11 protein-coding genes and 1 pseudogene are annotated in these 12,594 nt (G+C 54.9%); 1 reads left to right on the forward strand and 11 read right to left on the reverse strand.

The window, feature by feature from the left end; all coding sequences use genetic code 11:
- Nucleotides 1-13: 13 nt before the first annotated feature.
- From carA to AC4OVS_RS18840, 8 genes and pseudogenes are all read right to left on the reverse strand, one after another.
- A complete protein-coding gene (gene carA, locus AC4OVS_RS18805; protein WP_023299297.1) occupies nt 14-1,162 on the reverse strand; it encodes a glutamine-hydrolyzing carbamoyl-phosphate synthase small subunit in 1,149 nt (382 codons plus the stop codon).
- A 454-nt stretch (nt 1,163-1,616) separates the two neighbouring features.
- Nucleotides 1,617-2,438, reverse strand: a complete 822-nt coding sequence (dapB, locus tag AC4OVS_RS18810) for a 4-hydroxy-tetrahydrodipicolinate reductase (RefSeq protein ID WP_491922627.1) — start codon at nt 2,436-2,438, stop codon at nt 1,617-1,619.
- 205 nt (nt 2,439-2,643) lie between these two features.
- Nucleotides 2,644-3,594 (reverse strand): 4-hydroxy-3-methylbut-2-enyl diphosphate reductase, encoded by a 951-nt coding sequence (gene ispH / locus AC4OVS_RS18815; protein WP_022647010.1) that lies wholly within the window; start codon nt 3,592-3,594, stop codon nt 2,644-2,646.
- 1 nt (nt 3,595) lies between these two features.
- On the reverse strand, nt 3,596-4,045 hold the full coding sequence (gene fkpB, locus AC4OVS_RS18820; protein WP_023299296.1) for an FKBP-type peptidyl-prolyl cis-trans isomerase: 450 nt from the start codon (nt 4,043-4,045) through the stop codon (nt 3,596-3,598).
- Nucleotides 4,046-4,161: 116 nt separating this feature from the next.
- Nucleotides 4,162-4,662 (reverse strand): signal peptidase II, encoded by a 501-nt coding sequence (gene lspA, locus AC4OVS_RS18825; RefSeq protein WP_048966494.1) that lies wholly within the window; start codon nt 4,660-4,662, stop codon nt 4,162-4,164.
- Complete coding sequence (gene ileS, locus AC4OVS_RS18830; RefSeq protein ID WP_491922628.1) at nt 4,662-7,478, reverse strand: isoleucine--tRNA ligase; 2,817 nt, start codon at nt 7,476-7,478, stop codon at nt 4,662-4,664. Before ileS ends, lspA begins: the two co-directional genes overlap by 1 nt.
- Before the next feature lie 45 nt (nt 7,479-7,523).
- Nucleotides 7,524-8,450 carry a bifunctional riboflavin kinase/FAD synthetase gene (gene ribF / locus AC4OVS_RS18835; protein ID WP_023299293.1) on the reverse strand — a complete coding sequence of 309 codons (927 nt, stop codon included), beginning with the start codon at nt 8,448-8,450 and terminating at the stop codon, nt 7,524-7,526.
- A 7-nt stretch (nt 8,451-8,457) separates the two neighbouring features.
- Nucleotides 8,458-8,675: pseudogene (locus AC4OVS_RS18840) on the reverse strand (DUF2575 domain-containing protein).
- A gap of 101 nt (nt 8,676-8,776) precedes the next feature.
- On the opposite strand from AC4OVS_RS18840, the gene rpsT reads away from it, so the two are divergent.
- Nucleotides 8,777-9,040, forward strand: a complete 264-nt coding sequence (gene rpsT / locus AC4OVS_RS18845; RefSeq protein WP_003856458.1) for a 30S ribosomal protein S20 — start codon at nt 8,777-8,779, stop codon at nt 9,038-9,040.
- 58 nt (nt 9,041-9,098) lie between these two features.
- Here the strand turns inward: rpsT and nhaR are convergent, their stop codons facing one another.
- The 3 genes from nhaR to dnaJ all read right to left on the reverse strand — a co-directional run bounded on the left by nhaR (nt 9,099) and on the right by dnaJ (nt 12,551).
- Complete coding sequence (nhaR, locus tag AC4OVS_RS18850) at nt 9,099-9,998, reverse strand: transcriptional activator NhaR (protein WP_003856462.1); 900 nt, start codon at nt 9,996-9,998, stop codon at nt 9,099-9,101.
- Nucleotides 9,999-10,056: 58 nt separating this feature from the next.
- Entirely contained in the window at nt 10,057-11,232 is a 1,176-nt protein-coding gene (gene nhaA / locus AC4OVS_RS18855; protein ID WP_038415304.1) for a Na+/H+ antiporter NhaA, read from the reverse strand.
- 173 nt (nt 11,233-11,405) lie between these two features.
- Nucleotides 11,406-12,551 carry a molecular chaperone DnaJ gene (dnaJ, locus tag AC4OVS_RS18860; protein WP_008502040.1) on the reverse strand — a complete coding sequence of 382 codons (1,146 nt, stop codon included), beginning with the start codon at nt 12,549-12,551 and terminating at the stop codon, nt 11,406-11,408.
- Nucleotides 12,552-12,594: the final 43 nt, after the last annotated feature.

Here is a 12,594-nt window from a genome sequence, read left to right on the forward strand (position 1 = left end):
TCTCAGCTCCTGATTATTTAGCAGTCTTACGGTATTGCTCGATAAGTTCGATGAAGTGATCGAACAGCGGCGCGGCATCGTGTGGGCCCGGGCTGGCTTCAGGGTGGCCCTGGAAGCTGAACGCAGGCTTATCGGTGCGATGGATACCCTGCAAGGTACCATCGAACAGTGACTTATGCGTCACGCGCAGGTTAGCTGGCATCGTCGCTTCATCCACAGCGAAGCCGTGGTTCTGCGCGGTGATCATTACCGTGTTGTTGTCGATATCTTTCACCGGGTGGTTACCACCATGGTGGCCGAACTTCATCTTGACGGTGTTCGCTCCGCTCGCCAGCGCCAGCAGCTGATGGCCGAGACAGATGCCGAATACCGGGATATCGGTTTCAAGGAAGGACTTAATGGCGTCGATAGCGTAGTCACACGGCGCCGGGTCGCCAGGACCGTTAGAGAGGAAGATGCCGTCCGGGTTCATCTTCAGAACATCTTCCGCAGACGTTTGTGCCGGGACGACCGTCAGGCGGCAGCCACGGTCAACCAGCATACGCAGGATGTTGCGCTTGGCACCAAAATCGTAGGCCACCACGTGGAACGGCAGCTCGCTTTCCGGTTTCGCTTCCGGCAGGTCGCCTTCCAGCGTCCAGCTTCCCTGCGTCCAGCTGTAGGCTTCTGTGGTAGTCACTTCTTTCGCCAGGTCCATCCCGTTCAGGCCCGGGAAGGCTTTCGCTTTTTCCAGCGCCAGCGCCGCATCGAGGTTGTCCCCTGCGATGATGCAGCCATTTTGTGCACCCTTCTCGCGCAGCAGACGCGTCAGCTTACGGGTATCGATATCGGCAATCGCCACAATGTTATGGCGCTTCAGGTAAGAAGAGAGGTCTTCGGTGTTGCGGAAGTTGCTGGCAATCAGCGGCAGGTCGCGAATGACCAGGCCTTGTGCATGTACCTGAGAGGATTCTTCGTCAGCCGCATTGGTGCCGACATTGCCGATATGAGGATAAGTAAGAGTAACGATTTGGCGAGAATAGGAAGGATCAGTGAGGATTTCTTGATAACCGGTCATTGAAGTATTGAAAACGACTTCCCCAACCGCCGAACCCGTTGCCCCTATGGCCCGACCGATAAACTGGGTTCCGTCTTCCAGAACCAATAGCGCTGACTTAATCAAAACACCCTCCAGAGAATATTCACTCACTTTATTTGCATATTAATTCATAACCATGTCATGGATCAATGCAAATGTGTTGCCAGCGGATTTTTGGCAAACGGCGGCATTCTGGGGATTTGCCATGTAAAAGTCAACTTAAAACGGGGATTTTGTTTATTCTTTTGCAGGCCTGATGGCTTGATTTCAAATTAAGCGGCAAAAAGATCAACTAAATCACTGTGGAAACCGCTTGCGCAGGCAGTTTAAAAGAAACAATCGTCTTACGGGAATAAAAAGTGGACCAGATGGTCAAAATTTACAGTACAGTAACATAAAATAGCATGAAAACACTTACTTTAAATGAGTTAAATGCAATAATCCTTTGAAATAGACAAAATAAAAGGGCAATAAAATATTGCCCTATGCAATCAAACAGTTACGACTGCAATAACCACATCACGATGGGTAATAAAGCTTACAAATTGTTGAGCTCGAGCACATCTCGCATATCAAAAAAACCATTTGGCTTATCTTTTAGCCACAGTGCGGAGCGTACCGCCCCGTTTGCAAACGTCATGCGGCTGGATGCTTTATGTGTGATTTCGACCCTTTCACCAATATCGGCGAACATAGCGGTATGTTCGCCGACGATATCACCCGCGCGAACGGTGGCAAAACCAATAGTGCCAGGCACGCGCTCGCCAGTGTGACCTTCGCGAGAATAGACCGCGATGTCTTTCAAATCTTTATCCATTGCATAAGCAATCGCTTCGCCCATCGCCAGCGCCGTGCCAGATGGGGCATCGACTTTATGGCGGTGGTGCGCTTCAATAATCTCAATGTCGGTATAGTCGCCCATCACCTTCGCTGCCTTTTCCAGCAGTTTCAGCATGACGTTAACGCCGACGCTAAAGTTCGCAGCGAAGACAATCGCAATGTCGGCGGCTGCTTCCTGAATGGCCTGTTTACCGGCATCATCGAAACCGGTGGTGCCAATCACCATCCCTTTACCGTGCTGGCGGCAAAACGCCAGGTGAGTCAAAGTGCCTTCCGGACGGGTAAAGTCGATGAACACGTCAAAGTCTTCTTTCACCGCCTCCAGGTTGCTCTGCACGGTAACGCCTGTCTTGCCCGCGCCTGCCAGTTCGCCCGCATCGGTGCCCAGCAGGGATGAACCTTCACGCTCCAGCGCCGCGCCAAGTGCCACGCCATCCATCTGTAGTGCCGCCTGAATCAGCTGGCGACCCATACGTCCACCCGCGCCCGCAATGGCGACACGGATCTGTGCATCATGCATAGTTATTCTCTTACGTTAAAATGATGTAAACCGTTTTCAGATTAACCAGCCTTCGCTAAGGCTGCCAACTGAAAACACCAATAATTAGAATTTAACGTGAAACCGACTCAGATATCAGTAAAAGACATGATTTTGTCGTCACGATAAGATACGAAGCAAAAAAAAGGCCAGCACAGAAGGTGCTGGCCTTTCATCAGAAAAGAAATTATTCCACTTCGCGGGCGTCAATTCGCAGCTCTTTCGGCACTTCAAAGACAATATTCTCTTCACGGCCTTCCAGCGGCACCGCTTCGCCACCACCCAGCTCTTGCAGGCGGGCAATGACGTTTTGCACCAGAATATCCGGCGCTGAAGCACCTGCGGTAACACCGACGCAGGCCGCGTTTTTCACCCACGCTTCCTGAATGTCCGTTGCGTCGTCGATCAGAAACGCCGCTTTCCCCATACGCTGCGCCAGTTCGGCCAGACGGTTAGAATTAGAGGAGTTTTTTGAACCGACCACCAGCACCACGTCCGCCTGTTCAGCCAACGCGCGCACGGCTTCCTGACGGTTGGTGGTTGCGTAGCAGATATCATCTTTGCGCGGCCCGACGATTTTTGGGAAGCGCTGGCGCAGGGCGTCAATCACGTCTGAGGTGTCGTCCACGGAAAGCGTCGTCTGGGTCATAAACGACAGACGCGCTTCGTTTTTCACATTCAGCGTAAAAACGTCTTCCGGCGACTCAACCAGATACATGCCCCCTTCCGGGTTGCTGTACTGACCCATGGTGCCTTCAACTTCCGGGTGACCGGCATGGCCAATCAGAATCGACTCTTCACCACGACGGCTTGCACGCGCCACTTCCATATGCACCTTGGTCACTAACGGACAGGTGGCATCGAATACGGTCAGATCGCGGCTTTTGGCTTCGTTACGTACGGCCTGGGATACGCCGTGCGCGGAGAAGATGAGGATTGCGCCGTCCGGCACTTCGCTGATCTGCTCGATAAAAATCGCACCGCGCTCGCGCAGGCTGTCGACCACGTAGCGGTTGTGCACCACTTCGTGACGCACGTAAATCGGCGCGCCGTAAATCTCCAGCGCATTTTCAACAATGCTGATAGCGCGGTCTACACCGGCGCAAAAACCGCGCGGGTTAGCCAACAGGATCTGCATTTCAGTCCTCCAGCGCCGGATCGATCTCCAGCACTTCTACATCAAAATGAACGGTACGCCCGGCAAGCGGATGGTTGAAGTCAACGGTGATGGAATCCCCGTTGATTTCGCGGATCACGCCAGGCATTTCGCTGCCGTCCATAGCGGTAAAGAGCATAATCGCCCCGATCTCCGGTTCACCCGCATCCATAAACTCACGGCGCGAGAAGTACTGAATCAGATCCGGGCTTGGCACACCGAATGCCGCATCCGGCTCCAGTGAGAACGCTTTTTTCTCACCCACTTTCAGCCCGAGAAGCTGTTGTTCGAGGCCTTCAGACAGGGAGGTGTCGCCCAGACGAAACAGCGCCGGTTTGCCATTGTTGCGGGTGGACTCGGCCGTGGAGCCGTCATCCAGCTTCAGCGTGAAATGAACGAGAACCGCGCTGTTGCTCTGTACGGATTTAGACATGCAAATTGCTCGCTTGTTTTGGGTCACCTGTTGCCCGGTGGCGCTACGCTTACCGGGCCTACGGGGGCCACAAATTCTGTAGGCCGGGATCGCTACGCGTCACCCGGCTGGTTTTGTTACACCTGCGCTTTCGCGGCCGGTTTAGGCAAGAAGCCTTCCAGCACGATTAACGCTGCACCAACGCATATTGCGCTATCGGCGAGGTTAAAGGTCGCAAAGTGCCAGTCGCCGACGTAGAAGTCGATCATATCGACTACAAAGCCGTGCCACAGGCGGTCAAACAGGTTACCCAGTGCGCCACCAATGATCAGCGCGTAGGCGATGTTATTCAGCTTTTGCGTGGCCTTCGAGCGGTACATCAGCACCGCGAGCACGACGCAGATACCCATTGCGATACCTGCGAAGAACCAACGCTGCCAGCCACCGCTGTCGGCAAGGAAACTAAACGCCGCGCCGTAGTTGCGGGCGTAGTGCAGGTTAAGCGACGGGAACAGCGGGACCGTATCCCCCAGAGCGAAATTCTGGAGGATCAGGAACTTGCTGCCCAAATCAATAATCAGCACCACTACCACCAGCCACAGCCAGCGCAGTCCTGTTGAACAGAGAGTTTTACTCATCAGGCAAACTTACGTTTTTCGCCGTCGCCGGCGACGTTGCTTACACAGCGTCCGCAGATGTCTGCGTGTTCCGCCACCTGGCCGACATCGGTAGTGTAATGCCAGCAACGCGGGCATTTTTCACCATCGGCTTTGCTCAGTGCGACCTTCAGTCCTTTGAGCAGTTCGCTCTGCTGAGCATCAGCAGATGCCTCGGCATAATCCGCAACTTTCGCACCGGAGGTCAACAGGACAAATCGTAATTCATCGCCCAGCGCGGTCAGCTTCGCGGCCAGCTCAGGCTCTGCGTACAGGGTCACCGTCGCTTCCAGAGAGCCACCGACTTTCTTGTCAGCGCGCGCCTGCTCGATAACCTTGTTCACTTCGCCACGCACTTTCAGCAGCTCGTCCCAGTAGGCGTCGTTCATTGCTTCAGTGCTGGAGAGGTCGAACAGACCTTCGTACCACTCGCCGGTGAAGACATACTTCTCACGGTCGCCCGGCAGGTAACCCCAGATTTCATCTGCGGTGAAGGACATGATCGGCGCCATCCAGCGTACCAGCGCCTCTGCGATGTAGAACAGCGCGGTCTGGCAGCTACGACGCGCCACGCTGTCCGCTTTCGCGGTGTACTGGCGGTCTTTGATGATGTCGAGATAGAACGACCCCATCTCAATGGAGCAGAAGCGCATCAGGCGCTGCACCACTTCGTGGAAGTCGTAAGACTCATAGGCTTTCAGAATATCTTCCTGTGCCGCTTTCGCGCAGCCTACCGCCCAGCGATCGAGCACCACCATCTCTTCCGGCTTCACCATGTCTTTTACCGGATCAAACCCGTTCAGGTTCGCCAGCAGGAAGCGCGCGGTGTTACGGATACGACGATAGCTGTCAGCAGCACGTTTCAGGATCTCGTCAGACACCGCCATTTCGCCCGTGTAGTCGGTGGATGCCACCCACAGGCGTAGAATATCCGCGCCCAGCTTGTTCATCACGTCCTGCGGAGAAACGGTGTTACCGATGGATTTGGACATCTTACGGCCCTGACCATCCACGGTGAAGCCGTGGGTCAGTACCTGGCGGTAAGGTGCTTTGCCCTTCATGGCGGTGGAGATCATCAGGGATGACATGAACCAGCCGCGGTGTTGGTCGGAGCCTTCCAGATACATGTCGGCAGCGTGACCGGCGAACTCAGGGCGCACGTCAACCACGGAGGAGTGGGTAGACCCGGAGTCGAACCACACGTCCAGGGTATCCGGCACTTTCTCGTAGTTGTCCGCGTCAGCGCCCAGGATGTCACGGGAATCGAGATCCCACCACGCCTGAATGCCGTCAACTTCAACGCGCTTCGCCACCTCTTCCATCAGTTCCAGGGTGTTCGGATGCAGTTCCTGCGTCTCTTTATGCACGAACAGCGACATCGGCACGCCCCAGGTGCGCTGACGGGAGATACACCAGTCAGGACGGTTAGCCACCATGGATTCGATACGCGCCTGGCCCCAGTCCGGGATCCACTGCACGCCTTTGATCTCTTTCAGAGACTGCTCGCGCAGGCCTTTCTGGTCCATGCTGACGAACCACTGCGGGGTCGCACGGAAGATAATCGGGGTCTTATGGCGCCAGCAGCACGGATAGCTGTGCTGCATTTTCTCAACGTGCAGCAGCGCGCCGCTGGTGCGAAGCATGTCAACGATGATGTCGTTGGCTTTAAAGACGTTGATACCGTCCAGCGCCGGGTAGGTGCCAGGCAGGTAAGAGCCATCCGGACCGACCGGGTTGGCGATTTCCAGACCGTATTTCAGGCTGATGTTGTAGTCGTCAGGACCGTGGCCGCCGGCGGTATGCACCGCACCGGTACCCGCGTCCAGCGTGACGTGGTCGCCCAGGATCGCCGGAACGTCGAAGTCCAGGAACGGGTGTTTGAAGCGCATCAGCTCCAGCGCGTCGCCTTTTACGGTGCCCAGCACGCTGTAATCGGTGATGTTCGCGCGTTTAAGCACGCTTTCAACCAGATCTTTTGCCAGGATAACCGCGCGACCATCAATTTGTACCAGCGCGTACTCAAACTCACCGGACAGGGAAATGGCACGGTTGGCTGGTAACGTCCACGGGGTGGTGGTCCAGATAACCAGCGAGACTGGACCGCTTACGCCTGGCAGGCCAAATTTAGCTTTGATCGCATCCTGATCGACCGCTTCGAACGCCACGTCGATAGAAGGCGAGGTTTTGTCGTAATACTCTACTTCCGCTTCTGCCAGCGCAGAACGGCAGTCCACGCACCAGTGCACCGGCTTAGCGCCTTTATGCAGGTGACCATTGCCGATGATTTTACCCAGCGCACGGATAATGTTGGCTTCGGTTTTGAAGTCCATGGTCAGGTACGGGTGCGACCAGTCGCCCAGCACGCCCAGACGGATGAAGTCAGCGCGCTGACCGTCAACCTGGGTGGCAGCGTATTCGCGGCATTTCGCGCGGAACTCTGCGGCGGTGAACTTCTCACCCGGCTTACCGTACTCTTGCTCCACTTTCAGCTCGATTGGCAGACCATGGCAGTCCCAGCCCGGAACATAAGGCGAGTCATATCCCGCGAGTCCTTTGGACTTCACGATAATGTCTTTCAGAATCTTGTTTACAGAGTGACCAATATGAATGCTGCCATTCGCATAGGGAGGGCCATCATGCAGAATGAAGGTTTTTTTGCCTTTTTTGGCTGCACGAATGATGCCGTACAGGTCATCATCAGTCCAACGCGCCAGCATTCCCGGTTCGCGCTTGGCGAGATCGCCGCGCATCGGGAACCCTGTTTCCGGCAAATTCAGGGTTGATTTATAGTCACTCATCAGATTCTCGGTTCCGTATTTATCACGTAGGCAGTTAAGCCGGTTCTAAAGCCCAAAAAACTCGCGGGCCGTTAATTCATCTCGCGCGATTTGCGCCTTAAGTTCATCCAGCGAAGCGAATCGCTGTTCATTGCGTATTTTTTTACGCAGTATCACATCTATATGGCGACCGTAAAGGTCCATTACAACGTCCAGCAGGTGTACTTCTAACTGTTGACGCACACCGGAAACCGTTGGACGTGTACCAATGTTGGCAACACCGTAGAAAGGCTTCTCACCCAGTCCTGCCACTTCCACCGCATAGACCCCTTTAACCGGGGAGACCTGACGACGCAGCGGTATATTCGCCGTCGGAAAACCTATCGTGCGGCCCAGCGCATCGCCATGGACCACACGACCTGAAATTGTGAACGGATGACCCAGCAGCGTTTCTGCCGTGTCCAGTTCATCGTTCGCCAGCGCCTGACGTACCGCCGTGCTGCTGACGCGCACCCCGCCCTCACAGAAGGTCATCGTACTGGTGACGTCAAACCCGTACTCCAGGCCAGCCTTCTGTAATAACAAGAAATCGCCCTGACGACCAGCGCCAAAGCGGAAATCATCGCCCACGGCGAGAAACTGCACGCCAAGCTGCCTGACCAACAGATCGCTGACAAAGTTTTGTGCGGTCAGCGCGGCAAACCGACGGTCGAAGCGTACGCACAGGACGTAGTCCACGCCGGACTCCGCCAGGTAGCGTAACTTCTCACGCAGACGCGTCAGCCGCGCGGGAGATTTCTCGCCGGCAAACAGCTCCAGCGGCTGCGGTTCGAAAATCATCACCACAACGGGCAGGCCACGCGCCTCCCCTTCTTTACGCAATCCCTGCAACAGCGCCTGATGCCCACGATGCACGCCGTCAAAATTACCAATGGTCAGCACGCACCCGTGCGGGGCTTGACTGAGATTATGTATGCCGCGTATCAGCTTCATGACTGGCTCAAAACAGTGAAAATCGCCAAAGTATACCTTGTACGGCGGTTAAGGTTAACCGGCGATTGTTCACGCGAAACAGAAAGCCGTATGATTTCATCAGGCTGACCTTTCACAGCAAAAAAATCTGCCCGAGAACTGCGATTTTTATGCCGAAAGGCTGTATTCACGAAAGACAAGCTGGTAGAATCCTGCGCCATCACTACGTAACGTAGCGTCGCTCATTAACGGCGCTTATTTGCACAAATCCATTGACAAAAGAAGGCAAAGAGGGCATATTCCTCGGCCTTTGAATTGTCCACATAGAACATATTTGGGAGTTGGACTTGGCTAATATCAAATCAGCTAAGAAACGTGCCGTTCAGTCTGAAAAGGCTCGTAAGCACAACGCAAGCCGTCGCTCTATGATGCGTACTTTCATCAAGAAAGTATACGCAGCAATCGAAGCAGGCGACAAAGCTGCAGCGCAGAACGCATTTAACGAAATGCAACCAATCGTGGATCGTCAGGCTGCTAAAGGTCTGATCCACAAAAACAAAGCAGCGCGTCATAAAGCAAACCTGACCGCGCAGATCAACAAACTGGCTTAATCGCTACTTGTTGTTGCTTGTTTGAAAGAACCCGCTTAACGCGGGTTTTTTTATGTCTTCAGATTGCCGGCGGCGTAAACAGCGCCGAGTAGTCGCGGTTGCAGATTCGCTGCACCGCCGGGTGCTGAATCATCCTTTCGGCGAATATGGCGTGATACTCTTCCATCACGTTATCCACCCTGCCAATCTCGGTAATCTTGTCGTCTGAATAGAGATCGTGCGCGTACAGCGTCGGGGCAACGAAGATAGCGTTGTGCGCCTCGCCAAAAGCCTTCATCAAAGCCGCATCGTCGAACTCACCGAGGATCTCCACGTTCAGCCCCTGCGAGTTAAACCAGTTCAGCAGCTTACGTCCGAGCATAGACCGCCTACCCGGCACCAGCAGGCGGCGCTCTTCCAGGCAGGCAGGAAACGGTTTTTCCGGCGGCGGATTAATGCACCAGAAACTGACGCCGCATTCGCCAATTTTCACCGAGAACAAACCTTCCTGCTGCGTGGAGTCGATTGGGCAGTCCGAGATAATCATATCCAGCTTATGCTGGCTCAGCTGTTCCAGCAGCATCTCGTGAGTGGACTCAAAGCAGCGTAAATGAATCTGTTCATCTTCCACCACCGCCGCATCCAGCACACCGCTTACCAGCCGTTTGGACAACGCATCCGCCACGCCCACGTCAAAGAGCAGGTTCGACTCTTTGCGATAGTTAACGATATCCAGCATCTCCTGGCTCAGGGTGAACATCTTGTCCGCATAGCGGAACACCAGTTCGCCCAGCTCGCTCGGCTCAATGCCACGTCCTTTCCGCTTAAAAAGCTTGCCCTGTAAGCGCTCTTCCAGGGCTTTGATTTGCCCGGTAATAGTTTGTGGTGTCAGGTAGAGCGCCTCTGCCGCTCCCACGACCGAGCCCTGCTTGTAGACATGCCAGAAGTAATAGAGATGGTTATAGTTCAAATGAGACATCACGTTTTCACTCCCTGATAGTTTATCGGGAGAAGGCTTCCCTTCTCCCGGTTTCCTGTTATGCCTGGACAGCCTGTCCGGACAACTTCACCTTCAACAAGGTATAACCAATAACCGCGGCCAGTAACGACCCGATAAGAATGCCGAGTTTCGCCCAGACGATAAGCTCAGGCGCGCTGGCACCAAACGCCAGCGTCGAGATAAAGATCGACATGGTGAATCCAATACCGCACAGCACGCCGATGGCCATAATCTGACTAAAGGTGGTTCCGTTTGGCAATGACGCCAGCTTCAGCTTCAGCGCCAGCCAGCAGAACAGGCTGATACCCAGCGGCTTACCGATAAACAAACCAGCGATGATACCCAGCGGCAGCACAGAGGTGAGTCCGTCCAGGGTAACACCGGCCAGGGAAACACCCGCGTTGGCAAATGCAAACAGCGGCAGGATCATAAAGCCCACCCACGGATGAAGCACATGCTCCAGCTGTCTGGCAGGCGATTTGCCGTCCTGCTCCTTCAGCGGAATAAAGAAGCCAACGATGACGCCCGCCAGCGTGGCATGCACGCCAGACTTCAGCACCGCCGTCCACAGCACCATCCCCACCAGAATATAAATACCCGTGCGTCGGACGTTGAAGACGTTCAGCAACGCCAGCACCGCAATAGCCACGGCCGCCACGCTCAGCGACAGAACCGACAGATCGCTGGTGTAGAACAGCGCGATAATCACGATAGCGCCCAGGTCATCGATAATCGCCAGCGCCATCAGGAAAATTTTCAGTGCTACCGGGACGCGGCTACCGAGCAAGGCTAAGACCCCGAGCGCAAACGCGATATCCGTTGCGGCCGGGATCGCCCAGCCGTCACGCGCAACCGGATCCTGCCACGCAAACGCGAGAAAGAGCAACGCGGGAACGATCATCCCGCCAATCGCCGCGATCACCGGAAACGCCGCGCGCTGACGGCTGGCAAGAGAACCGATCACCAGCTCACGTTTGACCTCCAGGCCTACCAGCAGGAAGAACACCGCCATCAGCGCATCGTTGATCCACAGCAGCATGTTCTTGTTAATTTCCAGCGCCCCGACCTTCAGCTCGACGGGGGTTTCCAGAAATGCGTGATAGAGATCGCGCGTCATGCCCATATTGGCGAGCAGCATGGCGGCTGCAGCAGCAATAATCAGGATGACGCCGCCGGATGCCTCACTGCTAAAGAAACGGTGTAGTAATTTCACGTTTAAACTCTCTTTTACAACAATACCTCGGTAAAACCATAATATCAGCGCAAACAGATCGGTAAAAACAGATTAATATTGGTTATAGATTCAGTTTAACCGAGGAATAACGCTATAAAGCAAAAAGCCCGGAATCGCTTCCGGGCTTTAAAGGATAGTAACCAGCTGGCAGGTTAGCGGGTTAAATCGTCGAAGAATTTTTTGACGCCATCGAAGAAGCTTTTGGAGCGCGGGCTGTTTTTCTCACCCGTCGGGCCACCAAAACTCTCCTGAAGCTCTTTCAGCAGCTGTTTCTGCTTGTCGTTCAGGCCGACCGGCGTTTCAACGACCACGCGGCATAACAGGTCACCCTGCGCGCCACCGCGAACGGATTTAACGCCTTTGCCGCGCATGCGGAACAGCTTCCCGGTCTGGGTTTCGCCAGGGATTTTCAGGTTAACGCGACCGTCCAGCGTCGGCACTTCGATTTCGCCGCCCAGCGCCGCCATCGCAAAGTTGATTGGCACTTCACAGTACAGGTTGTTACCTTCACGCTCGAAGATGGCGTGCTGTTTAACCTGAACCTGAACGTACAGATCCCCTGCCGGTGCGCCGTGCTCGCCCGCTTCCCCCTCACCTGCCAGACGGATGCGGTCGCCCGTATCCACGCCTGCCGGGATCTTAACGGACAGCGTTTTGGTTTTCTCCACGCGACCGTGACCGTGGCATTTGGTGCACGGATCTTTAATCAGCGTACCGCGACCATGACAATGCGGACAGGCCTGCTGCACCGCGAAGAAGCCCTGGCGCATCTGCACCTGACCGGAACCGTGACAGGTTGGACAGGTCTGTGGCTGAGTCCCCGCTTTCGCGCCGCTGCCGTGGCAAACGTCACACTCTTCCAGCGTCGGGATACGGATCTCTTTGGTTACGCCACGAACCGCTTCTTCCAGCGTCAGGTCCATGTTATAGCGCAGATCTGCGCCGCGCGCCGCGCGCTGACGACCACGACCGCCGCCGAAGATATCGCCAAATACATCGCCAAAGATGTCGCTGAAATCAGCGCCGCCGCCGAAGCCGCCGCCACCAAATCCACCGCCGCCCATGCCGCCCTGTTCAAAGGCCGCGTGACCATACTGGTCATAAGCCGCACGTTTTTGTGCATCGGTCAGGACTTCGTAGGCTTCTTTAATCTCTTTAAATTTGGCTTCAGCCTCTTTGTCACCCTGGTTACGGTCAGGGTGGAATTTCATGGCCAGGCGCTTATATGCCTTTTTGATTTCACGCTCTTCCGCAGTTTTCGGAACGCCTAAAATCTCGTAATAGTCTTGCTTTGCCATTGGTTTTTTTAAGCCCCTTAACATGCGAGCACGGGCGTGGAGA

This window comes from Enterobacter sp. 4974935, from assembly GCF_058661735.1.

Coding starts and splice junctions, on each gene's coding strand:
- ileS (WP_491922628.1), bottom strand. CDS start 7,478: ATGAGTGACTATAAATCAACCCTGAATTTGCCGGAAACAGGGTTCCCG.
- dapB (WP_491922627.1), bottom strand. CDS start 2,438: ATGCATGATGCACAGATCCGTGTCGCCATTGCGGGCGCGGGTGGACGT.
- lspA (WP_048966494.1), bottom strand. CDS start 4,662: ATGAGTAAAACTCTCTGTTCAACAGGACTGCGCTGGCTGTGGCTGGTG.
- ispH (WP_022647010.1), bottom strand. CDS start 3,594: ATGCAGATCCTGTTGGCTAACCCGCGCGGTTTTTGCGCCGGTGTAGAC.
- dnaJ (WP_008502040.1), bottom strand. CDS start 12,551: ATGGCAAAGCAAGACTATTACGAGATTTTAGGCGTTCCGAAAACTGCG.
- fkpB (WP_023299296.1), bottom strand. CDS start 4,045: ATGTCTAAATCCGTACAGAGCAACAGCGCGGTTCTCGTTCATTTCACG.
- ribF (WP_023299293.1), bottom strand. CDS start 8,450: ATGAAGCTGATACGCGGCATACATAATCTCAGTCAAGCCCCGCACGGG.
- nhaR (WP_003856462.1), bottom strand. CDS start 9,998: ATGTCTCATTTGAACTATAACCATCTCTATTACTTCTGGCATGTCTAC.